Raw genomic sequence first — 24,077 nt, forward strand, 5'->3', positions numbered from 1 at the left:
GCAGGGGAGGGAGCGTTGTAGACCCCGCCTGTCTCAGCGTGATTGAGGGAGGATGGACAGGAGCCGTGTACGAGGCCCGTACGCACGGTTCTGTGAGAGGGATGAGGTGGGTATTGATCAACCCACCTCACCCTACTCGATTTTCGATTTGAAACCGCGTCATGAACTCTCGTGTTTGTCCCGGGGTGATGATTCTTTCATGGAAGTGAACTTGCGCATGTTGATCGATCAGCAAAACCGTCAAGCTTCGGGAGCCGTATTCCTGGCCAGTGATGCAGATTGCAGATAGTAGCCGTTCCCATTCAAGGCTACCACCTGTTACTGGCAAATGGGCATCGGGAAAAATCACTTTAGCAGCAAGAATGTCGAGAAGTCGATCTGTTGACAAGTCCGGACTCTGTAGTTGCTGTTGCAAATGTTTTCTCCCAACATTGACTTTAGAGCAGAGAGTGTTCAGTTGTTCCCTTACTAAGTCCGTAAATACCTGGCATTAAACGTTTCACTTCGGGAAGTCTGTTCGGGTAATAATAAAGTTGCCCAACGCTTCCGTGGAGTAGATTGTATCCTTGGTAGTTGCCCTTTGATTTCGCTATGGCTAGGCTGAACTCTGTGTCAGACAGGCTGCTAGCGAGATAATTTTCCGAAGCAAGCCGCTAGGTTTTGTCTTTGGCTGATGGTGCGGTTCCCTGATATTGGTGATGGCAGTGAATCTGCCGTTTCTGAAAATTCCCTGCCAAGTTTCTCCTGCCTGCAGGTTTTTTCCTGCCAGGATGTCTGGATCGCTTGCTCTTCAGTGGGTTTTTTGAATCGGTCGAGCGTAGAATTCAACACGATTTGCAGCAACGATTAGTGGGGCAAGTGGGTGGGTTTGTTAGGGGAAGAGTATCAGGCACATCTTGCACTACGATTGTGGATTAATTGGCAAGGGGCCGCTTTCGGCCCCATTGGGTTTTTGGGTGGTGCAACTTATTTTTTCTCTTTCTCTTTACGACAGGCATAAATCAACAACTTTTGATCGGTGTAGGTTTCTACTTCCCCGGCAAAAGACTCTATCTTGAAGTAGTCGTGTACCTTTTGCGGTGCTTCCATAAAGAATTTGTTCAATTCCTGAATCTCTTTGCGGTTCAACCCGGCCCGCTTTGCCCACTCCTGAAAATCATGAGTTTTGGGGATGATCTTAGTTTCGTGCAGGATCAATTCTGCATCAAGGATCATATTCCTCCAGGTTTCTTCGTTAAACGCCCGAATGTGAGTCGGGTCTCGCATCTGTTCCATGGTCTGGTAAAATTCAGCGATTTCCGGATCAGATGGGAGCAGGGTGTCGATAATAACCATTCGGCCGCCACGTCTTAATACGCGGTGGAATTCACGCAGGGCTTGCGGGACATCAGGGAAGTGGTGTGGTGCTATCCTGCAGGTTAATAGTGTAAAAGAACCGGCCGGGAACGGTAGGTCCTCGGCGTCTGCCTCGCGGAAAATGACGTTATCAACACCACCTTCCTCAGCCAAATGCTCTTGGGCTTTTTTTAGCATTTGCATGGTCAGGTCGGAGGCAACCACTTGCCGCACCATCGGGGCAAAAAAGAGAGCTGTATGGCCTCCACCGCAGGCAACATCCAGTAGATTGTCTTCTTGGGTCGGTTGCAGTAGCCGAGCCGCTTCTTCGAGATCTTCACCGCCGGAAAAATGAGCAGCCTGAACATAAGCGAGGGCAGTTTTACCAAACTGCTCCCGGACTCGATTCTTGAATTTATTATCCATTCATTTTCCTCCCCAATAACAAACAGCAGTATAGCATTGAAATACGAAAAGTCTTGGAGATATTTGACCTTTACGGTATTTTTCGGACGTGTCTAGCGTGTTGGGATCAAGCAACAAAAAGGCATAGCTTTTGCTGTTTGATCTGAATGTTTTGCTGAAGGTGGCTTTTAAAGAGTATTGGCTAGTTCCCTATTGGCAAAAAGTTGTCAAAGTTCGCCTTGGCATTGACCGAACGCTTGTCAGGCCGGGCCTCTTCCTTGGTTGAGGAAATTATTAGAGATGGATTTTGTAGGGATTGTTAAGCAGTTGTTGACAGGTATTTTCGATGAGTTCCTCTATATTTTGCCTTTTATTGCCATCGGGGTGTTACTTGAAGCAACCATCCGAACTTTGAAGTGGCATGTGAAAATTCGCCATGCTTTGACCAAGTTCGGTGGCTGGGCCATCGTTTTAGCAACACTGCTCGGCGCGGTTAGTCCCTTGTGTGCCTGTGCGACGCTTCCTCTAGTGATTTCATTGTTGCTGGCCGGATTGCCACTTGCGCCGGCCATGGCTTTGCTGGTGACTTCCCCTCTGATGAGTCCGGCCGGCTATACCTTGCTCAACTGGGAACTCGGAGCGGTTTGGGCGAATATGGTTCTTTTTAGCGCCATTGCTCTTGGTTTGTTTGCCGGTTACCTGACCCAATTGTTGCGGCCCTATGGATTTAGTGAGGAAATCATCTTCCGCCAGAAGTTGCCGGAAGGGAATTTCCACGATCCCGATTACCCAGTTGAAGAGCTGCGCTGTGACTGCGGTAAGCAGCTTTCGCACCGGGTTGATCGCTGCACCCATAACAAATTTTATGTTTTTCTTGCCAAGTTTTGGGAGGGAACACTGAAGATTGGCAAGTTTGCCCTGATCGGGATCACTGTAGAAGTGATCGCGCTGCAGCTGATTCCTAACGAGTGGATTTCAATGTTGTTGGAGGGGACCGGGGTGATGCCGATCTTCGCCCTGACCTTTGCCACCATTCCGCTGCATATGCCGCAGGTCACCGCAGCAGCAATGCTTTATGGCTTTGTTTCCCCCGAGTTCGGAGAAGGGGTCCAGCTGTCGAAAGGTGCGGGAATTGCTCTGCTGGTCGGTGGCCCGGTTACTGCTCTGCCGGTTATGGCGCTGTTTATCTCCATGTTCCGCAAGCGGGTGTTGGCTCTCTATCTGACTATTTGCATCAGCGGTACGCTGATTCTGGCGCTCGGCTATCGCTGGTTGCCGTTTAGCTTCTAGCCTTCAGTTACTGAAAACATGGGCGACTTTATGTCGCCCATGTTGCATTATTCCACCAGGGTTTCGCCTTGCTCAGTCAGTTGCTGTTCCATTCGGTGCAGCTCATCCATCAGGCCGTGCAACTCTTTCATATGATCTGGAGAAAAGTTGTCCATCTCTTCCAGCTGATTGTTGAGTCGGCGGGCGGTAGTCAGGGCGTTGCGCACTTCTTTTAGCGGGTCGACCTGCGGAGGGTTGTGCTGATGGGCTACTTCACGGAACTGCTTCTGAATCGTCGGGTAGCTGCGTTCCTGGTCGATGATCGATTCACGTAGCTGCGCGTATTCGTCGTCGGTGAATCCCTGCTCTTCGCGGGCCTGACGCAGCAGGTCGATGGCCCGGTAGTCGGGTAACGGCTGCAGGCGACGTTCGGCACTGACCAATTCCGGTTCCTCCTGCTCCAGATAACGATAGGCGAACGTCAGCTTGCGTGCGGTTTCTTTGCGAATGCGGATTTCCCGTGAGCAGTAATCCTCAAAACTGTCGTAGCCCCAGGTCTGGAATTCGCCCTGATTCTTTACCTTGTTCAACTGCTCGCCCAGTTCCACCCAAGAGGATTTGAACTGTCGGGCAGTAGACAGTACCTGGTAACGTGGCGAACTCGGGTCGAGTTCGCGCATCAGTTGCTCGATAATTAGTTCGCCTTTGGTTTTTGCCGTTTCCCGCATCCCTTGCTCCATTCGTTGATTTGTTCGCCGGGAAGATAGCACAGCTGCCGCTTGACGCACAGGCGTTTTGTCTGGACTTGTGGCACGGCTTAGGTAAAAATCAGCAACTTTTAGGAGGTCGCATGAAAATATGCCAAGTTGGACCGGATACCCTGCGTATGCTTGAACTCGGGCACCCCTGGGTTATTGCGGATCGTTTTACGAAAAAGTGGCCTCAGGGGCAGTCGGGTGAACTTATCGCACTGGTCGATGATAAGCAACGACAGCTGGCTACAGCCCTGTATGATCCGCGCGATCGGATTGTCGCTCGAGTTTTAGGAGTTGGTGAGTTGAGGCTGGATGTGGCTTGGTTTGAAACGAAATTACGCCTGGCGGAAAACTTGCGGCAAAACGCATTGCTGGAAGAGACTGATGCCTACCGATTAATTAATGGGGAAGGGGACGGGTTGCCCGGTCTGACCGTCGACCGTTATGGTTCCTATCTGATGCTGCAACTCTACAGCCAAGCTTGGGATGCGCATCTGCCTGCGCTGACCAAGGCTCTGCAGCAGGTCTATGAGCCTCAGGGGATTTATCGCAAGTTGCGCCCGCAGGAAACCCGTCAACTGGAAGCTAAAACCAGGAATAAGGAATACAGCAAACTGATCGCCGGTCAAGCAGCTCCGGTGCCTCTGATGGTGCGGGAGAACGGCCTCGACTATCTGGTCGATCTACGCGAAGGACTGAACACCGGCCTTTTCCCTGACCAGCGCCGTAACCGCCGCGAATTGATGGCGCGGGCTACTGGCAAACGGGTGCTAAACCTGTTTGCATTTACCGGAGCTTTTTCCGTGGCCGCCGCTGCAGCTGGGGCCAAACAGGTGACCAGTGTCGATGTCTCACAGAAGTATCTGGAAGTGGCCCGGGAGAATTTCTCTCTCAACCGAATTAACCCGAAGCGGCACAATTTCATTGTCGGTGATGTGTTCGCCGAAGTGAAAAAGTTGCGCGAACAGAGGCAGACCTTTGACATCATCCTTTTCGATCCGCCATCATTTTCAACAACGAAAAAGAGCCGTTTTTCCACCCACGGCGGCACGGCCAAACTGGTCACCGAAACTCTGCCGCTTTTGGTTGCGGGAGGGTTGTTGATCAGTTCCTCGAATCACCAGAAAGTGTCAATGGAGGAATACCTGAAAGAATTGCGGCGCGGGGCATTGCAGGCCGGTGAAGATCTGCGGACTATTTTTACCAGCGGTCAGCCGGAAGATTTTCCCTGCTCGGTTTCTTTTCCGGAAGGGCGCTATCTGAAATTTGTCATCAACGTCAAGTTGTAGCTGAAAAACAAAAGTTAACCATGTAAAAGGCTCCGAACTTTTTCGGAGCCTTTTATCCTTTAAATCTATCTGTGAGTGCTCCCATTGAGGGAACCTTTTTCGGTGCAGCTCATAACATGCATCCGGATTTTAAAGATTGTTAGAATGATTGGCTTTCCCCTAACTGGCCTGGTGGATCAGAGACTTGCATAACATCTTCCTCCTTTGAGCTAGAGACTAGTTTATTATAGCACGATATTACAAATCGTAAACCGGGTTGGGCTGACAGCTTGTTTATAGCAAGGATGGCAAAAGTCGGTGAGCAGATAACTCGGCTTGCTATCACTTGGCAGTTTTGCTAAAAAGGACCATTCTTTACACTGAAGGTTAAGGAGATGGAAAAATCATGGGACTGATGACCGGGAAACGCGGCATTATTTTTGGCTTGGCAAATGACAAAAGTATTGCTTGGGGGATCGCTCAGCAGCTGCATGCTGCCGGTGCTGAACTGGCTTTTACCTATTTGAACGAATCGCTGGGAAAGAGGGTCCGTCCCCTGGCTGAGGGCCTGGGAGCGGAAATTATTCTTCCTTGCGATGTTCAGGATGAAGCGCAGATGCAGAGCGTTTTCGATATTTTGAAAGAGAAATGGGGCGAACTCGATTTCGTCGTTCATGCGGTCGCCTTTGCCAACCGCGAAGACCTGAAACAGCCGTTTAGCCAGACCAGCCGCGATGGCTTCCTGCTGGCTCTCGATATTAGCGCCTACTCGTTGGTTTCGATGACTCGCTGCGCGATGCCGATCCTCAAGGAAGGCAGCAGCATCGTTACCATGACCTACCTCGGCTCGGTCCGCTCGGTGCCACAGTACAATGTCATGGGTGTCGCCAAGGCTGCCCTCGAATCCTCGGTTCGCTATCTAGCCGCCGAGTTGGGCGAGAAGGGAATCCGCGTCAACGCCGTTTCGGCTGGGCCGATCAAAACCCTGGCCGCATCCGGGATTTCCAATTTTAAAGAGAAGCTCCGTTTTGCCGAGGAAGGTGCGCCACTCAAGCGCCTGGTTTCGCAGGACGAGGTCGGCAAGGCAAGCCTTTACCTGCTGTCTGACCTGGCCAGCGGCGTGACCGGCGAGATTCACTATGTGGACGGTGGGTTCAGTACTGCTGCCGGGTAAAGGAATCGTACATCAATTTGTCACTAAAAGGCTTCCTATACCTGGGAAGCCTTTTGCATTTCATCCCCCCGTTGCTGCATCAATAATTCCCTTTCAAAGCTGCTTAACACTTCATAGCCCAGTTCTAATTGTCTGTCGTTTGGAATTTAATGGTGACTTTGCAGCAAGTTAGCCTCAAATTCCAAAATAGGAGAATGTAGATGGAGAATTGCAATCTGCTGGATACCTGAAGCCTCTTTCAAAAATACCAATCCGGCCAATCTGCTGCATGCAAGGTATTCTTTCGGGAATACTTCACGGGGGAAAAACAAGACCGCTGCAAGAGAAAAGAATATTTTTAAATGGTCATGACCCTTTAAAAATAACGGGGAGGCCACCGGACAATATGATGCCAGCCATTAGGGGGGATTTTGCCTGACATGCTTTAACGTGGATTTGGCGGCCGGGAAACGCATTCAGGTTCCCGGACGTAACTATTTTATTGCAAGAATCTATTCACGGCCATCTGAAGTTTCAGCTGCAAAAAAATCAGGGCTTCATTGCTTTGGCCGGCATCGCCGATAACGTCAATTAACAATTCAACCTCTAATCGTTAGCAACAGCTGGCAACTGTCGTTCAAACAACCAGATTACAGGTGGCAGTACCACACCGAAAGCCGTCGCCAGCCAGAGGAAGGTTTGTTGCACACCCACGGCATCGGCCAGAATGCCGATCAGCGGGCCTGTGCAAACGAAGCCGAGCCGGAAACAGAGTGATTGCAGTGAGAGGATGCCGGCGCGGTTGGCTGATGGAATCTCCCGTTGGGCGTGGTTCAACATCATCGGGCCGCGCAGCCCACGCATACTGGTCAGTAGGTAGTAGAAAACGAAGCCCCACATTCCCCCGCTCAAGCCGAGACCGAGATAACCGACGATAACTAGGATCGCAAACAATAACACCATTCGTTTATCGCCCAACACTAGGTGGCTGCGGTGGCTGACCAGTGCAAACAGCGCAACGCTCAAGTTGGCGATCGCCCAGATCGGCCCGAACCAGGCGAGCGGGACGCAGCCATCCTGCATGTAAGGTTGAATCAACCAGACGGGGTAGAAGGAAGCCAGGCCCAGCACCAGGTTGAGCAGGATGGTGTAACGCAGCCGTTTGTTTTCAACTAGCGCGTAGCGGGTCGAGCGAGCAGCTTCTTTTAAGTGGCTGGTAGGATGTTCGATCTGGCGCTCCGGTTCCCTGAATGTGCAGGTCAGCAGGAATGCGAGCGCCCAGACCCCGACCTGAATGAAAAACGGTAGCAGCGGGGCGGCATCATAGAGTAGGCCAGCAAAGATCGCTCCACAGGCCTCGCCGATCTGGCCGCAACCGCTCATCCTCCCTTCGAGACGTGGGTAGGCTGCTTCATCCTCAGTCCCTTTGACACTTTCGAACAGTAGGGCGTTGTCCGCCCCGCTGATAAAGGAGAAGGAGATCCCGAGGAATATCTCAGCAATTAGTACACCGGCAAAGGTTTCGGCGATCGTGTACAGCCCCCAACCGACGACGCCGAGCAGGGACGCATAGTTGAGTGCTTTTTTGTAGCCCATCCGGTCGCTCAGGTAGCCTGACGGGTACTCCATGATCACCATGGCGACAGCGAAGATCCCCTGTAGTAGCAAGATCTCCGTCAGGTTCAGGCCGATCTGGTCCTTCCAAAACAGGGTGATGATCGCCATCGGGAACAGGCTCATCTTCAGGCAGGAGAAGGCGTAGAGTTTTTTGAGATTGGCGTTTAATCTGGACATGTCGAGCAAGATAGCTCGATTCGTGCATAATATCCACGGTTTAAGATTATGAGCGAACAGTTGATTGTGCTATGTTCATTTGTTATTAATTGCTGCAAGAAGTTTAAAACTCAAATCTTTTTTACTTGCCCTTCTCAGGGTAAGCGTACATTTATTTGCTTATGGATTTATTCGGGGCCGTTTGATGATAGAAGGCAAAACTACTGGCCTTAAGGCCAGTCAGATTCATGCGCTAGAGCGGATTTACCGCCGCAAGATTCCGGCCGGTGAATTGATCACTGGCGAGCTGGCCCGTTATCTGACCGAACTCTCCAGTGAGATTCAACGCCAGCTCGGCGTATTGATCGATCGCTCTGGGGTGGTCGAATATGTCATTGTTGGCGACGATCGCGAGATTGTCATTCCCGACCTGTCGAAGTACAGCCTTGGTCGAAGCGGTCTTCGTGGCCTGCGCTGTATTCATACCCACTTGAAGCAGGAACCCTTAAGCCAGGACGACTTGACCGACCTTGAGCTATTGCGGCTCGATACCATGGTTGCCCTTGGTGTGCGCGAAGATGGTTTTCCGGGGCGTCTCGAATATGCTCATCTGCTGCCATCGGCGGAAAAAGCCGAGATTGAAACTGTTTCACTCAGCGATTTTTATCAGCTGAAGCTCAATTTCTCTGCATTTATTCAGGCTCTTGAGCAGGAGATGGAGCGGATCACGGCGGAGACGGTTGATCTGGATGACGGTCGGGAACGGGCGCTGTTGATTTCAGTTGGCAGGGGGTCTCGCCAGCAGGTTGAAGACTCGATGGACGAGCTGGAAGAATTGGCCCGCACCGCGAACCTGGCGGTAATCGATAAGGTGATCCAGCGGCCACGGAAACTGAATCCCCGTTTTCTGGTCGGCGAAGGGAAGCTGCGTGAGATCATTATCAGTGCCCTGCAGCGCCGCGCGACCCTGCTGGTTTTCGATCAGGATCTGACCCCCAATCAGGTCCGCTCGATTTCGGAGGTCACGGAAATCAAGGTTATCGATCGAACCCAGCTGATCCTCGATATCTTTGCCCATCGCGCCCAGTCCCGCGATGGCAAGGTGCAGGTGGAGCTGGCACAGCTTAAATACATCCTGCCCCGTTTGACCGGGAAGGGGACCGCCATGTCACGGCTGATGGGCGGCATCGGTGGACGAGGGCCGGGGGAAACCAAATTGGAAATCGACCGACGGCGCATTCGCGACAAGATCCGCCGGCTGGAACAACAGCTCGACAACCTTGGTCGTGGACGCTTACAACGACGCCAGAAGCGGGTGCGGGCCGGTCTGCCGATTATCTCAATCGTCGGGTATACCAACGCCGGAAAATCTACCCTGCTTAATGCTATGACTCAGAGCGAGGTACTCACCGAAGATCTATTGTTCGCCACCCTCGACACGTCGACGCGCCGTTTACGTTTTCCCCTCGAACGGGAGGTTATTATCACTGATACGGTCGGATTCATCCGCGATCTGCCGAAAAGTTTGATGGGGGCCTTCAAAGCCACCCTGGAAGAATTGGAGGATGCCGATCTGCTGCTGCATTTGGTCGATCTTTCCAACCCCAGATTTAACGAACAGATCGAATCGGTCGATAATATTCTGGAAAGCCTTGAGCTAGGAACCCGGCCGCGCCTGTTGGTGTTTAACAAGATCGATCAGGTTGACCCGGCGGATTTGCCGCATCTTTGTCGGCGTTACGATGCAATCCCGATCAGTGCTTTCGATCGCGCCAGCTTCAAACCACTGCTGGAAGAGCTGCAGCGCCGCTTTTGGCCGGAAGAGGATTTTCATGAGGGGGACCTGTCTTGACATTGGTCGACAGTATATTTTAGTCTGCGTGCGGCGGATGAACTTATTATCTACTTGAAAAATAAATATTATTGGAAATTGGTATGTTGAGATTGATGATTGTCATAGGGTTGCTGGTTGCCGTGGGCGGGTGTTTTTACCCTTTTCGGCAGCAGGTTCATTTAGCTCCTGAAATTATCGAAGACGTGACCGTCGTCGTGTCGGAGAATGTGAAAACCGATCCGGTCAGCGAGTCACCCAGTATTGAAGAGGTCGAAGAGGCTGCAGAGTTGCCCCCGTTGGAACAGGTTCCGCTGGAAGTCAACCAGGCGTTGCTGATGGAGCCCATGGACCTTCTGGAGCCGGTGAATGAAGAACCTGTGGAGGTTATTGAAGCCCCGGTATCGGTTTCCAAGCTGCCTTATTGGGGGGACTTCCCGCTCGCCGATCATCCACGGGTCGAAAAATTGCACAAGCTTTATACCGGTAATGCCCGCAATACCTTCTCCAAGTGGCTGGCTCGGGCTGGACGCTACATCCCGATGATTCAGCAGGTTTTTGCCGAAGAGGGGGTGCCAAGGGATCTGGCTTATCTGGCGATGATCGAGTCCGGCTTCAATGTGCGGGCCTATAGCTGGGCTCATGCGGCCGGGCCTTGGCAGTTTATCGAGAGTACTGCCAAGTTGTACGGAATGAAGAACGATTGGTGGCTGGATGAACGCTGTGATATCGAGATGGCGACCCACGCTGCGGCCAAGCATCTGAAATATCTGCATCAGCGCTTTGACGGCGACTGGTATCTGGCGGTTGCTGCATACAATGCCGGTGGCGGTAAGGTGCGCCAGGCGATCAAAAAGTGCGGCAGCAGTGATTTCTGGCAGCTGACAGACGGCAAGGTACTACGCGAGGAAACCAAAAATTACCTGCCGAAATTGATCGCGGCACTGCAAATCGTCCGTGACTTGAAGGGCAACGGATTTGCCGATCTGGAAGTGGAGGAACCGTTCAACTACGACACGGTGAGTGTCCCCACCAGCACCGATCTGGAAGTGGTTGCCCGTCTCTGCGATGCCGATTATGCAACGATCAAGGGGCTGAACCCGGCATTAAAACGCTGGAGCACGCCACCGGGCGCGAACGATTATCAGTTGAAGATTCCTGCCGGCACCCTTGAACAATTCCTGCAGGGCTATGCGGAGCTGCCTGAGGAAGAGCGGGCCCGCTATCATCGGCACCAGATCAAGGCGGGCGATACCCTCGGCAAGCTGGCGAAAAAATATAACATCCAGATTGATGATATTATTACCCTGAACAGTATCAAGGACCCGCGCGCTCTGAAAATCGGCAAGGACCTGATTCTGCCGTTGCAGGAGAACTTCACCAGCCTGCCGGTCGATTCGCTGGCCGACAACTATCAACGCAGCTATCGTAAAACCTACACTGTCCGCTCTGGTGACAGCCTCTGGAAGATCGCCAGCCGTTTCGGGGTGACCGAGAAGGAGTTGCGGATCTGGAACCGGCTCGGCTGGAGCAACCTGCTCAAGCCGGGGCAAAAACTGGCGGTCTCCAAACCGGGCAGAAACAGGGTGGCAAAAAAGGTCGGGCCGGCGAAAAAGGTTGTTTATCATGTACAGCCTGGCGATACCCTGTGGGAGATCAGTCGACAGTTCGATATCGAGTTGGAGATGATCCGTCTATGGAACGACCTTTCCCGTGGGCAAGTGCTGAGGGTTGGGCAAAAATTAACCCTGATGGTTCCCGTCTCGCAGCAGGGGTGAACAGTGGCCGTCGAGCGTGCCCTCTTTTTGTCCCGCTGGGATGGGGTGTTGCCGGATAAATATCAACGGCTTTATTTCGGGACTGAATTTTGTAGCTGGGCTTTCCCGCCTCGCCGACAGATTGAAGCGGTACTTGATGCCGCCCGTACCGCCGGACTGTCGTTTACCTTGGTAACCCCGATTCTCCGCGAAGAAACCCTCGCCGAACTTTCCGCGCTATTTACCTCTTTGGCAAAACAACTCCAGCCTGATGATGAGGTGGTGATCTCCGATTTCGGAACCTTGCACCTAGTGCGGGAATTGCTGCCGCAGATCGAGGTGGTGCTTGGTCGGGTTCTTTCCGGACAAAAACGCGGACCGCGGATTGAAGATCTGTCGCTCAGTTCTGAAGCGCTGGAGTATTTCCGTCAAGGTAGTTGGTACAGCGCCGAAGCAGTTTCCTTGCTGCAGGAGCAGGGGATCAGGCGGGTCGAACTGGATAATCTGCTGCAGGGGGTCGCCCCGCTGCCAAAAGCCCTGTGCGGCACTTTACACACCCCGTATGCGATGGTCACTTCAAGCCGAAATTGCCCCTTTCATCAGGATTGCAATGGCCGGCGTTGTTCGGTAGCTTGCGGTGAAGTTTTTCGCCTGACAACCGAGGAAACCTCGCATCCCTTACTGCAGGCAGGTAACAGCCAGTTTATCCGACTTGGGCAGTTGCCACAAAACCTTGCCGAACTCGGTATTGATCGCTTGGTCGAACACCGGCAATTACCGCGCTGATGGGGACGGGATTTTTTTGACATTTCCGGCGTTGATTGCTAAAGTTCAGCGCCTAAATTTGTTGTCCGGCAGCTGCCGGTCAGGAAAACAGAACGCGACCGAAAAAAGGAATCCTTTCATGCTGAATACCATTATATCAATTGCCATCTCAGCGTTGACCGCAGCGTTGATGAATAAGTTTGTGACCGACAGCTTGCCGATTATCGTGGCGGTTTCCGTGGTCGGGTTTTTCCTGCCGTTTATCCTGATTGTCCGGGTGGTGATGAAGAAGGTTGAGGCGCTTATGATGAGTGCCCAGCAGGATGTCATGGCCAACCGCGCCGAGAAGGCGATCGCTTCGCTTAAGGCAGGCATGAAATATGGTGCCTGGCAGTTCTATATCAAGCAGCAGATCAATTCGCAGATCGGCAGCATCCTTTATATGAAGCGTGATTTCAATGAGGCGGTTCCTTATCTGGAGAAAGGTTTCGTGCGCAATTGGGTCGGTATGGCGATGCTGGCCATCTCCTATATGAAGAAAAATAAAACCAGCAAGATGGTTGAAACATTCGATAAGGCGATTTCCGGTGCTGCCAAGGAACCGATGATTTATGCCCTGTATGCCTACTGCCTAGAAAAGGTTGGCGAACGGCAAAAGGGGATTATAATTCTGGAAAAAGGGCTGAAGAAAACCTCCAAGGATGAGCGGCTGCAGGAAAATATTGAACTGCTGCAGGCTGGAAAAAAGATGAAGATGAAGGGCTTTGGTGATATGTGGTATCAGTTCCATTTGGAAAAGCAGGGAGCGCTGATCAAAAAACAGACCAAGGCGATGACTGGTCGACGAAAGCAAGTGGTCCGCTGATACAGATTTCAGGGGAGAGTAATGGCGAAAAAGAAAAAGCCTGCTATGCCGAAAAATAAAGAGTTTCATTCGAGCCCCTTCAGTGATCTGAGGGGGTTTGCTGTATCCGGCGGCCAGCAGGACGAAAAACCGAAACAGAAACCTGCGGAAAAAAAAGCCGAAGATCCTGTTTCTTTTGCCGAGGAGATGGAGGCGCTCGGAGTAGAGCGACTCTCTCCATGCATTGAGAAGTCTTCAGAATTGGTAGGTCTTCGGGAAAACAGTACAGATATTCGGCGGGCTGCAGAGCAGAATGAGGAAGAGCAGTTCTTGCAGGCGATGGGGGAGCTTCAAGTTAAATTCAGTGACAGCTATGCGGAAGAGGGAAGTCCGCCAGAAGCAGCACCGCGTCGGATGAAGCAGCTAAAAAAGGGGAAGCTGGTGCCGGAAGCGACCCTCGATCTACATGGTTTCACACGTGACGATGTTGTGGCAAAGCTGCAGTTCTTTCTGCAAAATGCCCAACGGCAAGGGTGGCGGACGTTGTTGGTGATCACCGGTCGTGGGTTGAATTCAATTGATGGCGAACCGGTACTGCGCATTGAAGCAGAACGTTTTTTGCAGAATGAGGGGCGTCAGTCAGTCGCCGAATGGGCACGGGCGCCGAAGCAGTACGGTGGTGATGGTGCACTGGTTCTGTTTCTCCGGGAAACGCAGCGATAATTTTTTGTTGGTCAACCGATCTCTATGGGCTGCGTTTTTTAGGTTGTAGGCATAAAGCCTGATTCATAACCGTGACCAAAAGGATGACCGGAATGAGAAATGCCTTCAGTAAACACTGGTTGGTTGTCCTGAGCCCGGTCACTATAGACTTGTCAAAAGGGTTCTTCGCTTCGCAGTCTACTGCTGCTAACTGCGGTGGCGGAAACGGCGGTGATGGTGCTTCGGGGATGCCGAATCGGCATCAGAACCAGATTCAATATCAGTACGATACTTTTCAGGATCAGCCCCAGGATCAGACACGCAGTCGGGATCGGGTTCATGCTGGGGAGCCTGAGGTGGCCAAGCCAGTGGGGGAAATATCGGAATAATATTTGTTTTGCTACAGAAAAACCAGAAACTGCTGTATGTTTTGAAAATTCATACAGCAGTATTTTTTTTGCCCTCAGGGTGGTTGGTGCAGCTTTATTCGGGTATGTGGGCAGTAATTTCTTTTCGCTTATTCCAACCAAACGGTAGTACCTTTCAAATCCTTGTCGCGATCCCCTCCCAACTGGTTGGTTATTGTAGCCAGATAATGAGCAATAATTGGCCAAAAACACAGAAATTAGCTGTTTTGTGTTCGTATTGCTCTAGATCTGAAAATGATTAAGTCGAGGGTGTAGTCCGTATGCCAAAAGATTAGATGGCAATGTTGTTGAATGATTCCTCGCTTAATAGGTGGAGATATTGTGTGTTAAATGTGTTTAAACTTGACTTATAAGATATGTTGAGGTATTTTTCAAAAGCTACTCAACCAATAGGGAAGGCTCGGGCCGGTTTTGCGAAAGGGTTAAGGAGGAGATATCTGATGGGACAGATTTTTGAAGACAACTCGTTGTCTATCGGACGCACCCCTTTAGTGCGCTTAAATCGGATTATTAATCAGCCTGATGTCAACGTTTTTGGCAAAATTGAGGGTCGAAACCCGGCTTATTCGGTTAAATGTCGGATCGGCGCTGCGATGATCTGGGACGCTTTGGAGAAAGGGATCCTGAAGCCAGGCATGGAAATCGTCGAGCCGACTAGTGGTAACACAGGTATCGCACTGGCTTTTGTTGCCGCAGCTAAAGGGATTCCGATCACTTTGACCATGCCTGATACTATGAGTATCGAACGGCGAAAAGTTCTTAAAGCGTTTGGCGCTAATTTGCTATTGACGCCAGGTGCCAAAGGGATGGCAGGCGCGGTAGCCATGGCAGAACAGATGGCGGAAAACGACCCGGATAAATATCTGCTGTTACACCAGTTCAAGAATCCAGCTAACCCGGCAATCCACGAAAAGACTACCGGCCCGGAAATATGGGAAGATACGGATGGTCAGGTCGACGTGCTGGTCTCGGGTGTCGGAACCGGAGGTACTATCAGCGGGATTTCTCGCTATATCAAGAGGACCATGGGAAAACAGATTATTTCGGTTGCAGTTGAGCCGGAGGATAGTCCGGTTCTCAGCCAGCACCTTGCCGGGAAAATGTTGGAGCCTGGGCCGCACAAAATCCAGGGAATCGGTGCCGGGTTTATTCCTGATACTCTCGATCTGGAGATGGTTGATCGGGTCGTGCAGGTCAGTAACGATGAATCCATCGACTTCGCCCGCAGGTTGGCAAAAGAGGAAGGACTGCTTTCTGGAATTTCATGCGGAGCGGCCATCGCGGCGACTAATAAGCTAACGGCAGAACCAGAATTTGCCGGTAAGAATATCGTCGTTATTCTGCCTGATTCAGGTGAACGTTACCTGAGCAGCGTGCTTTACGAAGGGATTGTGTAACCCTGATAGGGGTAGCAGGTTGACAATCATTAACTGAAAATTTTTTTAGATCCTGATTCCAAGCAGGAGTCATAAGTCTTTATCGAGAGTGGTGGAGGGACAGGCCCTGTGAAACCACAGCAACCAGCTCGACATTTTGAGTCAGGTGCTAATTCCTGCTCGACATTGCCAAGTGCGCGTCGGGGAAGATGAGGACGGAGCTTTTACGCAGCAGAATGTGAAAAGCCCCTTCTCATCCCTGGAGAAGGGGCTTTTTTATGCCCCTGAAATGACGTTGAGAAGAAAGGGGATGAATTTGATGAGTAAAGGTTCTTGTAGTAGCTTGGCGACCCGAAGTGTGCAGATCGGTGTCGGTCGCGACGAGCAGACCGGAGGGATCAGCTTTCCGATCTATCCCAGTGCCACCTATCGGCATCCTGGGGTTGGGGAATCTACCGGTTATGACTATACCCGTAGCGGAAACCCGACCCGGGACGTTCTCGAAGATGCTCTGGCCGAATTGGAAGGCGGTGCCCGCGGCCTAGCGTTTTCCTCCGGGATGGCTGCGCTCACCACTCTGTTTTTGCACTTTTCTAGTGGCGATCAGTTGCTGGTTTCCGAAGACCTGTATGGCGGTACTTACCGGGTCCTTGATCAGGTTTTTGCCAAATTTGGTTTGCAGGCTAGCTATGTCGATACCACATCGGTGGCAGCGGTCGATGCCGCTATAACCGGACAGACCAGAGCCCTGTTGATCGAAACACCGGGAAATCCACTCCTCGGAGTGGCCGACATTCGTGCGTTGGGCGAACTGTGCCGATGCCACGATATCCTGTTTGTTGTCGATAACACCTTTTTGACTCCTATTCTGCAGCGACCGTTAGAACTTGGTGCCGATGTGGTTGTGCATTCTGCCACCAAGTATTTGGGCGGACACAGTGACCTTTGTGCAGGAGCCTTGGTCGCCAAAGATGCGGAGCTGGGTGAAAGGCTTTATTTTCTGCAAAACTCGACCGGGGCGATTTTGCCGCCGCAGGACTGCTGGCTTCTGATCCGGAGTCTGAAGACCCTGCCGCTGCGGATGGAGAGGCATTCGGCCAGCGCCTTGCAGGTGGCCAGCTGGCTGCAGGAACAGCCGCAGGTGGAAAAGGTTTATTATCCCGGCCTGCCCGAGCATCCCGGTCATCTGCTGACCAAGCGACAGAATGCTGGATTCGGCGGTATGCTCTCCTTTCGGCTGAATGACCCCCAACTTGCGGAACAGCTTCTGGAACGTTTGCAGTTAATCTCTTTTGCCGAAAGTCTTGGCGGGGTTGAGTCCTTAATTACTTTACCGGCGGTACAGACCCATGCTGACATCCCGGCAGCTGAGCGTGAACGACTCGGGATCTGTAACCGGCTACTGCGACTGTCGGTCGGACTGGAGGATCCTGCCGATCTGATTGCTGATCTGCAGCAGGCCTTAAATCACTTTTCGGGGAGGGTTGTTCATGGCTGAGAAAAACTACCGGGTTGCTACCCAGCTTGTTCACCAGCGGCAGGATCGCGATCCATACACCGGCGCGGCAACGGTGCCTATCTATCAAGCCTCTACCTATCATCATCCGGAAGGGAAACCTGGGTCATACGATTACGCCCGCAGCGGCAATCCGAGCCGAGAGCAGGTCGAGCAGGCTGTCGCCCTGCTGGAGGGCGCACGCTACGGGTTCGCCTGTGCCTCTGGGATGGCGGCGATCGGCACCGCGTTATCGCTGCTGAAAAGCGGCGACCATCTGATCGCTCCGGAAGATCTTTACGGTGGTAGCTACCGCTATCTGACCCAGCTGTTACCCGATCTCGGCATCGAGGTCAGCTATGTAGATTTTACCGCTGTTGAGCAGATTGCCGCCGCGATCAACCCACGGACGCGGGGAATTTTTATCGAAACCCCGTCGAACCCATCGTTTCTTGTTTCCGATCTGCGGGCGATTGTCGCATTGGCGAAACAGCATCAGCTTTTGACCCTGCTCGACAATACCTTCATGACGCCGCTGCTGCAGCGCACAATAGAACTTGGTGTCGATGTGGTGATTCACAGCGCGACCAAATTTCTCGGTGGCCACAGTGATCTGCTGGCGGGAATCGTGGTGACCGATGACGAGCATCTGGCAAAGCGGCTGAAGCGTTTTCACAACGGTTTTGGCGCGGTGCTTGGGCCGTTCGACTGTTTTCTGGTGTCCCGTGGTCTGAAAACCCTCAAGCTGCGCCTCGATGCTGCGCAGCAGAGTGCGCTGACGCTAGCTGAGCGCTTGCGGGAACATCGGGCGGTGAAGCGGGTGATCTATCCCGGGCTGGACGATTTTGCCCAGAGGAAACTGCATTTCTCCCAGGCCGGCGGTGCCGGCGCGGTCCTCTCTTTTGAACTGAAAGATGCCGGGCGGGTATCCGACCTGCTGCGGGATGTGCACTTGCCGATCATCGCGCCGAGCCTCGGTGGGGTCGAGACGATCCTGACCCACTGCTGGAGTATGTCGCATGCTGCGATGCCGGTCGAAGTTAAACAGCGGCTGGGAATCGGTGCAGGCTTACTGCGGATATCAGTCGGGATCGAAGATGTCGAGGATCTTTGGGAGGATTTTTATTCTGCGCTTAATTAGCGGATGTTTGTATTGTTGTTAGTAGTTTAGATGTTTTCTGTGAAATGTGGGAAAACATATTATGACAAAAATAATGGTTATTACATCTGATTACTTGTCCTTAATGGGTACTTTGGGTTTCCTTGATTGGGTTTGATTGATTTTTTTTTGGGGGGGGGAGATATGAAAAGTTTGTTTAAAGGTCTTCGTGTCCCTATGTGGGGTTCTTTTTTGCTGGTTGCCTTGGCGAGCCTTGTTATTGGGTGGGTGGCCATCCTGAATATCCAAAGGTGGCAAACAGCCTTGATACGGTTTCCGTTGCCGATTCTGCCCAGTTAAACGCCTTCGCTGATCAGGGTGCCCGGGCTTCCATTTTACAGACAGTTTCCATAATAGAGGTCTGCGTACTCGCCTGTATTCTTGCTTTTGTGCTTGGCCGGATGATTGTTGTTCCACTGCGTGAGACAATAATGGCCTTGGAGAGGATTGGCTAGGGAAATACCGATGTGCATTTACCGATGGTAACACCGGTTAACTGCTTCAGCATCAAGGATTGCGGCAAAGATGAATGCCCTAGCTTCGGCAAGGACGATCCTTGTTGGGTGACGAGCTACTCCTTTGCCGTTATCAAGCATTGCCCGAAAGCGCAACAGGGGTTCGCCTGCCGTGAGTGCGACATCTTTGGCCCCAATATCGAAATTGAAGAGCTCGGAAACATCGTCGAGTCGATTTACAAAGTTAGCGGCTTGGTGGCTGAAATCAAAGATGCTACGAGTAAACAATCGGAGGGGATTAAGCAGGTCAACCTAGGCTTGGAGCAGATTAATCAGGGTATCCAGTCCAACAACGCCAACGCTGAAGATGGGGCAGGAGCCTCCCGTCATCTTACTCATCAGGCAGAAGATCTTCACCAGATTCTCGCTGGATTCTCGTTGCGGATGACTTCTCAAGCTCAAGCTTTGGCGTTGCCGCGCTAAACAAGGCCCTTCATTATCTTAAAAACCGAAAGAGCAGGTCTGTAATGGACCTATTCTTTTTTCGGAGCTCTCTCCCATTTTCGAAGATAAATATGTTATCCTGCCGCCTCATTTGCGTGATGTTCATTGAACCTGGATCATGAGGGTACTAGATGGTTGATCAGAAAGTGGAGGAGGGCGGTTCCTCCAAGTGGCAAAGCGAAGCGAATCTGTCGGAACTTTTGCAGCAGGCACACAGCTGCTTGGCAGCGCTTGGCGAGAACTATTCCCGTTTTGGTGAAGAGTTCAGCTCGCTTCAACAGCGGCTTGGGGAAGGGCGTTTTCACCTTGCGGTTCTTGGCCAGTTTAAAAGGGGGAAGAGCACACTTCTCAACGCACTGCTCGGTGAAGAGTTGCTGCCGACCGATATCCTACCGGTGACGGCGATACCGACCTTTGTCCACGCTGGCGACAAAGTTAGTGGGGAGGTCTACTTTAACGATAATAAAGAACCCCAACATTTCGATATCTCTGCCGAGAGTTCCCTGGCCGCTTTCTTATACGATTACGTCACCGAAGCTGGCAACCCGTATAACCAGCGTCACGTCTGCCGGGTAGAGATCAGTCATCCCTCCCCTTTGTTGCAGCAGGGCGTGGTGCTGATTGATACCCCGGGGGTCGGCTCGACGCTGAAGCACAACACCGAGATTGCCCACCAGGTGCTTTCGCAGTGCGATGCCGCATTGTTTCTGGTTTCTCCCGACCCGCCGATCACAGTGATGGAGCTTGACTATCTACAGCAGATCAAAGAGCATCTGCCGCGCACCTTTTACCTGCTGAATAAGGTAGATTTTCTGAGCGTTGAAGAACAGGCTTCCTCGATACGCTTTCTGGTTGATCAGCTGAGTCGTTTTTATGATGCGCCTCCGCAAGTGATGCCGATCTCCGCTCGCAAAGGGCTACGGTCAAGGTTGGCGGGAGATGAGGAAGGCTGGCGGCAGAGCGGTATGCAGCTGGTTGAGCAAAATCTGATCGATTTTTTTGCCCGTGAAAAGCAGCAGACCCTGCTGCAGGCTTTAAGGCGGCGCGGAAATGATCTGCTTAACAGTGCCATCATGCAGTTGCAGCTTTCGCTCAAAGCACTGAAGCTGCCGGAAAGTGAGCTGCAGCTGCGAATGGACCAGTTTCGTCACTCGTTGCCGGCGATCGAACGAGAGCAACAAGCTGCCGCAGACGTGCTGGCCGGTGATTTGAAGCGTGTCATCAAGCGCTTGGGGGAAGAAGTTGAGGCTGTCCGCGAGCGGGCAAAACAGCAGATCCTGGGACAGATCGAGACGCACCTTGAGAGCGTTGCGGATGTTGAGCAGATGGAGCAACTGGTTCAAGAAACTGTTGCAACACAAACGGAGCAGTTTTTCGCACCGGCGATGAATGCAGTCGCCGATGTGATCCGCCGGGAGGCCACCGAATTACTGCGTCTGAATCAGCAGCGCAGCGATCAGCTAATGGAGCAGGTTCGTCAGACCGCCGCGGAACTTTTTGAAATCCCCTATCATGCTCCAGTCGCCGGCAAGGTTTATACGTCCTTTGAACCGCCTGCCTGGAGTTACGACCTGTTCACTTCCGACATGGACCCGCTGGGGCAGAAGTTGTCGCGGAAGCTGTTCAGTAAAAAATTCCGTTATCGGCGGACGGTCAAAAGGCTGCGGGAAGAAAGTCGAAAGCTGGTCAATCAGAATGTGGCGCAGATCGATTGGGCATTGCGCAAAAGCTTGGATAAAAGTTTTCGCCAGTTCGGAACCGAATTGCGTGATCAACTCGACAAGACCATTGAGGCGACCCGTAAAGCGATGAGCATCGCCCTGCAGCGTAGCGAAAGCCATTCCGCTACCACCGCAGCCAATGAAGTTCGTCTGCAGCAGACTCTGCAGCAGTTGGAAACAGTTCGACAACAGATGGGAACGGATTCATAGACTAACCGATGAAGTTTCTCGCTACAGAAGATTTTATTGATTTGGCAGCACCTTGATTAATTCCACGGTGTAGACAAGCACCTGATTTCCCAGCGGCCCGTTGCTGCCATAGGCGAGTTCGGCTGGAATATAAAATTCCCCTTTTCCTCCTTCCGCTAGCAGTTGAAGGCCTTCCTTCAATCCTTGGATGACATTGGTGAGCTGCAAGGTCGCCGGTGCCCCGGTTTTATCCGTGGAATCAAAAACCTGTCCATTGATAGTGGTCGCCTGATAGTTCAACTGGACCGAGTCGGATGCTTTAGGCTGGGCTCCACTGCCTGGCGCAATGATTTTATACTGCAGGCCACTTTCAAGGGTTTTGACTCCCGGTTCTTGAGCGTTGGCTTCCAAAAAAGTTTGTCCAGATTTTTTCGCCAGATCCGCACGGCTGTTCATATCCTCAATCAGGTACTTTTTCGGGTCGCGCAGAATCATCCGCATCTGCCCATTGGGCAACTTCGGTTTAATCGTGTTGCGGGCGTCTTCAAGACCGCGCATGACCATCTCTGGAACCAGCGGAACGCGCTGCTTGATAAAGGTATCTCCAAGGCGGAAACCGGCAGAATAACTGACCGCATTCAAACCAGACATTTCCGGTTCCTCTTCGGCGTGGCTCAGGCTGAAGCTGGCGCACAGCAACAGAAGAAAAAAGATAATTTTGTTTATTTTCAGTCGCATCTTTTAGGGGTTGACCTTGAGAAGTTTGAGGGTATAGACCACCGCCTGCCCAGCCAGGGGGCCTTTGTCCTTAAACGCAAGATATTGGGGAATATACAGTTCCCATTCGGCACCTTCCGGCATCATTTTAAGCGCCTCTCCCCAGCCGGGGATCACTTTGTCAACCTCTATGTCGACCGGCTCAGAGACGCCCTGTTTCTGGGTTGTATCGAATGGCTTGCCGTAAATATCTCGGCCACTGTAAGTGACCCGAACCCGATCACCGGCGCTCGGTTTTGCTCCGGTACCGGGTTGAATGATTTTATACTGTAGGCCGCTAGACAGTATTTCCACGCCCTTTTCGGAACGGTTCCGTCTGAGAAACTCTTCGCCAGCGTTGCGGATATCTAGTTTTTGCAGTTCAGCTCGTTTGACAATCTTTTCCCGCAGGTCCGCGAGGGTGTCGATCATTTTGTCATATGGCATCAACGCTTGGTCGCCGCTAGTGGCATCAAGGACTCCTTGCAGCAGGATTTCAGGATTTACCTTCACTTGCTGGCGAAGCAGGTCTCGGCCGACCTGATGGCCAACGCTATAATTGATTTCATCGTTCTGCCCGTTCAGGGTTGGCCGCTCTGCTGCAAAAGCGCTGTTAGCGACAAGGAAAGCGATGGTGATGGCGAGGATTGGCTTGCTCATGTTCCCTCCTGGGGATGATATCAGTGGAATTCCGGGAGAATTTCCAGTAGTTCAAGCTCGTAAATAACAGTTTGGCCTGCCATGGGACCGGAGTCTTTGTAGGCCATTCGGGTCGGGATGTAGATTTCCCATTTATCGCCCTCTTTCATTTTAGGCAGGGTTTCTGACAATCCCGGAATCAGGGCGCTGATTTTGAGCTCGGTGGGGGTAGGAATTCCAAGCGGGTAGCTGCTGTCATACACATAGCCCTCAATGGTTTTGGCTTTGTAATTTACCATAACGGTGTCGCTTGGTTTCGGTTGTTTCCCCTGGCCGGTTTTCAGAACTTTATACTGTACTCCGCTGGCAAGGGAATTGACCCCTTCTTTGGTACTGTTTTCCGCAATGAACTTTTGCCCTTTTAAACGATAACCGACAACCGCATTCGTCACCCGTTTTACTTGGTTCTGGGCTGCCGTAGGCAGCGGGGACTGTTCCTCAAATTGCTGCCAGATCGCTTGCATCGCCTCTTCTGTCATGTGGGGGGACGAATTGCGATATCCATCGAACAGACCCTGCCATATGACATCTGGTCGAAACTCCACCTCTTTTTCAAGCAGCTTGCGTCCAAGTTGGTACGCCAGACTGTAATTGGTTTCATCCAGGGCATCTTTGATGATTTGCTGGTCTTGTTGTTGCTCAGCAGAGAAACCAAGACTGAAGGAAATCAACAATAACGGAACCAACAGGAAATATCTTTTCATGATGAGTACCTTTACTGTATGTCCGCGTGTTTTAGTGTAATGCTTCAATAAATGTGTACTCGGTTTTGCAATGGAGTTCAAAAAAGAGTTGCCGCCCCTTAAATGGGGCGGCAACTGCTGATCGTTAACAGTTCGTTACTTAAGGCACTGGGAATCCAGCCGGTTTGACGCCGACATAGTAGGGCCGCATCATCTCGTTGTCCTCATGCTCAACAATGTGGCAATGCCAGACATACAGTCCCGGAAGGTCGAAGGTTGCCTTCACCCGGGTAATTTCGCCCGGATAGGTCAATACCGTGTCCTTTTTGCCCAATTCATTCGGCAGCGGCGCAATCGGTGCGCCAATTGGGGCGAATGTCGGGCTGAGCGGATCGAACAATTGACGCTGGACGATTTCATAACGCACCAGGTGCATATGAATCGGGTGTCCGTCAACCGTAAAGTTGTAGAAGTCCCAGTTCTCAGTTGCGCCCTCCGCCGGATTTTCGGTGATCGGGTCTTTCCACAGCAGCGGGTTGGCTGCCAGGGGCGGGTTGTTGGCGACCAGCGGGTCAGGACCGATAGCACCCAACAGAGCGGCCTTCGGTGCCTGAGGAACGGCGCCCAATGCAGCGCAGTCAGCTACAATGTTCGGGTTGAACGCCGGGAAGGTTGCCACGGTGGTAATTGCACCGGTCGGAGCAACGGTGACGCAAACCTGCGCCGACTCTTCTTCGTTGAGGCTGAGCTGACGG

The 24,077-nt window shown here is 52.0% G+C and carries 24 protein-coding genes, 1 pseudogene and 1 riboswitch; of the genes and pseudogenes, 15 read left to right on the forward strand and 10 right to left on the reverse strand.

What is annotated here, in order from left to right; translation table 11 throughout:
- Window positions 1–127 precede the first annotated feature (127 nt).
- From Q7J88_RS03370 to Q7J88_RS03375, 4 genes and pseudogenes are all read right to left on the reverse strand, one after another.
- Window positions 128–457, reverse strand: coding sequence for an NRDE family protein (locus Q7J88_RS03370; RefSeq protein ID WP_303720765.1), 330 nt, complete (start codon window positions 455–457; stop codon window positions 128–130).
- Window positions 438–626, reverse strand: a pseudogene (locus Q7J88_RS15315) (NRDE family protein); the annotation flags it as partial. The gene Q7J88_RS03370 and the pseudogene Q7J88_RS15315, both read right to left, overlap by 20 nt.
- Window positions 596–772 carry an NRDE family protein gene (locus Q7J88_RS15320; RefSeq protein ID WP_369681958.1) on the reverse strand — a complete coding sequence of 59 codons (177 nt, stop codon included), beginning with the start codon at window positions 770–772 and terminating at the stop codon, window positions 596–598. The gene Q7J88_RS15320 and the pseudogene Q7J88_RS15315, both read right to left, overlap by 31 nt.
- Before the next feature lie 194 nt (window positions 773–966).
- On the reverse strand, window positions 967–1,761 hold the full coding sequence (locus tag Q7J88_RS03375; protein WP_303720743.1) for a class I SAM-dependent methyltransferase: 795 nt from the start codon (window positions 1,759–1,761) through the stop codon (window positions 967–969).
- A gap of 279 nt (window positions 1,762–2,040) precedes the next feature.
- On the opposite strand from Q7J88_RS03375, the gene Q7J88_RS03380 reads away from it, so the two are divergent.
- Window positions 2,041–3,030: a permease gene (locus Q7J88_RS03380; RefSeq protein ID WP_303720744.1), complete on the forward strand. Its 990-nt coding sequence runs from the start codon at window positions 2,041–2,043 to the stop codon at window positions 3,028–3,030.
- 47 nt (window positions 3,031–3,077) lie between these two features.
- Here the strand turns inward: Q7J88_RS03380 and Q7J88_RS03385 are convergent, their stop codons facing one another.
- On the reverse strand, window positions 3,078–3,737 hold the full coding sequence (locus tag Q7J88_RS03385; RefSeq protein WP_303720745.1) for a hypothetical protein: 660 nt from the start codon (window positions 3,735–3,737) through the stop codon (window positions 3,078–3,080).
- Between the two features lie 122 nt (window positions 3,738–3,859).
- On the opposite strand from Q7J88_RS03385, the gene Q7J88_RS03390 reads away from it, so the two are divergent.
- Together Q7J88_RS03390 and Q7J88_RS03395 are read left to right on the forward strand one after the other, a co-directional pair.
- Window positions 3,860–5,053, forward strand: coding sequence for a class I SAM-dependent rRNA methyltransferase (locus Q7J88_RS03390; RefSeq protein WP_303720746.1), 1,194 nt, complete (start codon window positions 3,860–3,862; stop codon window positions 5,051–5,053).
- A gap of 385 nt (window positions 5,054–5,438) precedes the next feature.
- Entirely contained in the window at window positions 5,439–6,206 is a 768-nt protein-coding gene (locus tag Q7J88_RS03395) for an enoyl-ACP reductase (protein WP_303720747.1), read from the forward strand.
- 585 nt (window positions 6,207–6,791) lie between these two features.
- On the opposite strand, the gene Q7J88_RS03400 is transcribed toward Q7J88_RS03395, so the two are convergent.
- Window positions 6,792–7,979 (reverse strand): MFS transporter, encoded by a 1,188-nt coding sequence (locus Q7J88_RS03400; RefSeq protein WP_303720748.1) that lies wholly within the window; start codon window positions 7,977–7,979, stop codon window positions 6,792–6,794.
- Between the two features lie 184 nt (window positions 7,980–8,163).
- Between Q7J88_RS03400 and hflX the strand changes: the two genes are divergently transcribed.
- The 12 genes from hflX (at window position 8,164) to Q7J88_RS03460 (ending at window position 21,205) form a co-directional block, all read left to right on the forward strand.
- A complete protein-coding gene (gene hflX / locus Q7J88_RS03405; protein WP_303720749.1) occupies window positions 8,164–9,810 on the forward strand; it encodes a GTPase HflX in 1,647 nt (548 codons plus the stop codon).
- A gap of 83 nt (window positions 9,811–9,893) precedes the next feature.
- Window positions 9,894–11,567 (forward strand): LysM peptidoglycan-binding domain-containing protein, encoded by a 1,674-nt coding sequence (locus Q7J88_RS03410; RefSeq protein WP_303720750.1) that lies wholly within the window; start codon window positions 9,894–9,896, stop codon window positions 11,565–11,567.
- A 3-nt stretch (window positions 11,568–11,570) separates the two neighbouring features.
- Window positions 11,571–12,332 carry a hypothetical protein gene (locus tag Q7J88_RS03415; RefSeq protein WP_303720751.1) on the forward strand — a complete coding sequence of 254 codons (762 nt, stop codon included), beginning with the start codon at window positions 11,571–11,573 and terminating at the stop codon, window positions 12,330–12,332.
- A gap of 118 nt (window positions 12,333–12,450) precedes the next feature.
- A complete protein-coding gene (locus tag Q7J88_RS03420; RefSeq protein ID WP_303720752.1) occupies window positions 12,451–13,176 on the forward strand; it encodes a M48 family metallopeptidase in 726 nt (241 codons plus the stop codon).
- Between the two features lie 21 nt (window positions 13,177–13,197).
- Window positions 13,198–13,878 (forward strand): Smr/MutS family protein, encoded by a 681-nt coding sequence (locus Q7J88_RS03425; RefSeq protein ID WP_303720753.1) that lies wholly within the window; start codon window positions 13,198–13,200, stop codon window positions 13,876–13,878.
- Window positions 13,879–13,970: 92 nt separating this feature from the next.
- The gene (locus Q7J88_RS03430; protein ID WP_303720754.1) at window positions 13,971–14,246 is read left to right on the forward strand and encodes a hypothetical protein; all 276 of its coding nucleotides are present in this window, start codon (window positions 13,971–13,973) and stop codon (window positions 14,244–14,246) included.
- Between the two features lie 479 nt (window positions 14,247–14,725).
- The gene (gene cysK / locus Q7J88_RS03435; protein ID WP_303720755.1) at window positions 14,726–15,682 is read left to right on the forward strand and encodes a cysteine synthase A; all 957 of its coding nucleotides are present in this window, start codon (window positions 14,726–14,728) and stop codon (window positions 15,680–15,682) included.
- Between the two features lie 76 nt (window positions 15,683–15,758).
- Window positions 15,759–15,877, forward strand: a riboswitch (SAM riboswitch).
- A 103-nt stretch (window positions 15,878–15,980) separates the two neighbouring features.
- A complete protein-coding gene (locus Q7J88_RS03440; protein WP_303720756.1) occupies window positions 15,981–17,159 on the forward strand; it encodes a PLP-dependent aspartate aminotransferase family protein in 1,179 nt (392 codons plus the stop codon).
- Window positions 17,152–18,297 (forward strand): PLP-dependent aspartate aminotransferase family protein, encoded by a 1,146-nt coding sequence (locus tag Q7J88_RS03445; protein ID WP_303720757.1) that lies wholly within the window; start codon window positions 17,152–17,154, stop codon window positions 18,295–18,297. Before Q7J88_RS03440 ends, Q7J88_RS03445 begins: the two co-directional genes overlap by 8 nt.
- A 269-nt stretch (window positions 18,298–18,566) precedes the next feature.
- Window positions 18,567–18,770 (forward strand): hypothetical protein, encoded by a 204-nt coding sequence (locus Q7J88_RS03450; RefSeq protein ID WP_303720758.1) that lies wholly within the window; start codon window positions 18,567–18,569, stop codon window positions 18,768–18,770.
- 12 nt (window positions 18,771–18,782) lie between these two features.
- A complete protein-coding gene (locus Q7J88_RS03455; protein ID WP_303720759.1) occupies window positions 18,783–19,253 on the forward strand; it encodes a hypothetical protein in 471 nt (156 codons plus the stop codon).
- Between the two features lie 152 nt (window positions 19,254–19,405).
- The gene (locus Q7J88_RS03460; RefSeq protein WP_303720760.1) at window positions 19,406–21,205 is read left to right on the forward strand and encodes a dynamin family protein; all 1,800 of its coding nucleotides are present in this window, start codon (window positions 19,406–19,408) and stop codon (window positions 21,203–21,205) included.
- A gap of 33 nt (window positions 21,206–21,238) precedes the next feature.
- On the opposite strand, the gene Q7J88_RS03465 is transcribed toward Q7J88_RS03460, so the two are convergent.
- The 4 genes from Q7J88_RS03465 to Q7J88_RS03480 all read right to left on the reverse strand — a co-directional run.
- Complete coding sequence (locus Q7J88_RS03465; protein WP_303720761.1) at window positions 21,239–21,922, reverse strand: FKBP-type peptidyl-prolyl cis-trans isomerase; 684 nt, start codon at window positions 21,920–21,922, stop codon at window positions 21,239–21,241.
- Window positions 21,923–21,925: 3 nt separating this feature from the next.
- Window positions 21,926–22,600 (reverse strand): FKBP-type peptidyl-prolyl cis-trans isomerase N-terminal domain-containing protein, encoded by a 675-nt coding sequence (locus Q7J88_RS03470; protein ID WP_303720762.1) that lies wholly within the window; start codon window positions 22,598–22,600, stop codon window positions 21,926–21,928.
- Between the two features lie 20 nt (window positions 22,601–22,620).
- On the reverse strand, window positions 22,621–23,424 hold the full coding sequence (locus tag Q7J88_RS03475; protein WP_303720763.1) for an FKBP-type peptidyl-prolyl cis-trans isomerase N-terminal domain-containing protein: 804 nt from the start codon (window positions 23,422–23,424) through the stop codon (window positions 22,621–22,623).
- 58 nt (window positions 23,425–23,482) lie between these two features.
- Window positions 23,483–24,077, reverse strand: a 595-nt coding sequence (locus tag Q7J88_RS03480; protein WP_303720764.1) for a multicopper oxidase domain-containing protein, incomplete at its 5' end; no start/stop codon positions are given.

It is taken from the genome of Malonomonas rubra (assembly GCF_003247215.1).
GTDB classification, from domain to species: Bacteria; Desulfobacterota; Desulfuromonadia; order Desulfuromonadales; family Geopsychrobacteraceae; genus Malonomonas; species Malonomonas rubra_A.

What these genes read in the sequence shown, in the direction of transcription:
- Q7J88_RS03375 (WP_303720743.1), bottom strand. Translation starts at nt 1,761, where the DNA reads ATGGATAATAAATTCAAGAATCGAGTCCGGGAGCAGTTTGGTAAAACT.
- Q7J88_RS03380 (WP_303720744.1), top strand. Translation starts at nt 2,041, where the DNA reads ATGGATTTTGTAGGGATTGTTAAGCAGTTGTTGACAGGTATTTTCGAT.
- Q7J88_RS03385 (WP_303720745.1), bottom strand. Translation starts at nt 3,737, where the DNA reads ATGCGGGAAACGGCAAAAACCAAAGGCGAACTAATTATCGAGCAACTG.
- Q7J88_RS03390 (WP_303720746.1), top strand. Translation starts at nt 3,860, where the DNA reads ATGAAAATATGCCAAGTTGGACCGGATACCCTGCGTATGCTTGAACTC.
- Q7J88_RS03395 (WP_303720747.1), top strand. Translation starts at nt 5,439, where the DNA reads ATGGGACTGATGACCGGGAAACGCGGCATTATTTTTGGCTTGGCAAAT.
- Q7J88_RS03400 (WP_303720748.1), bottom strand. Translation starts at nt 7,979, where the DNA reads ATGTCCAGATTAAACGCCAATCTCAAAAAACTCTACGCCTTCTCCTGC.
- hflX (WP_303720749.1), top strand. Translation starts at nt 8,164, where the DNA reads ATGATAGAAGGCAAAACTACTGGCCTTAAGGCCAGTCAGATTCATGCG.
- Q7J88_RS03410 (WP_303720750.1), top strand. Translation starts at nt 9,894, where the DNA reads ATGTTGAGATTGATGATTGTCATAGGGTTGCTGGTTGCCGTGGGCGGG.
- Q7J88_RS03420 (WP_303720752.1), top strand. Translation starts at nt 12,451, where the DNA reads ATGCTGAATACCATTATATCAATTGCCATCTCAGCGTTGACCGCAGCG.
- Q7J88_RS03425 (WP_303720753.1), top strand. Translation starts at nt 13,198, where the DNA reads ATGGCGAAAAAGAAAAAGCCTGCTATGCCGAAAAATAAAGAGTTTCAT.
- Q7J88_RS03430 (WP_303720754.1), top strand. Translation starts at nt 13,971, where the DNA reads ATGAGAAATGCCTTCAGTAAACACTGGTTGGTTGTCCTGAGCCCGGTC.
- cysK (WP_303720755.1), top strand. Translation starts at nt 14,726, where the DNA reads ATGGGACAGATTTTTGAAGACAACTCGTTGTCTATCGGACGCACCCCT.
- Q7J88_RS03440 (WP_303720756.1), top strand. Translation starts at nt 15,981, where the DNA reads ATGAGTAAAGGTTCTTGTAGTAGCTTGGCGACCCGAAGTGTGCAGATC.
- Q7J88_RS03445 (WP_303720757.1), top strand. Translation starts at nt 17,152, where the DNA reads ATGGCTGAGAAAAACTACCGGGTTGCTACCCAGCTTGTTCACCAGCGG.
- Q7J88_RS03460 (WP_303720760.1), top strand. Translation starts at nt 19,406, where the DNA reads ATGGTTGATCAGAAAGTGGAGGAGGGCGGTTCCTCCAAGTGGCAAAGC.
- Q7J88_RS03465 (WP_303720761.1), bottom strand. Translation starts at nt 21,922, where the DNA reads ATGCGACTGAAAATAAACAAAATTATCTTTTTTCTTCTGTTGCTGTGC.
- Q7J88_RS03470 (WP_303720762.1), bottom strand. Translation starts at nt 22,600, where the DNA reads ATGAGCAAGCCAATCCTCGCCATCACCATCGCTTTCCTTGTCGCTAAC.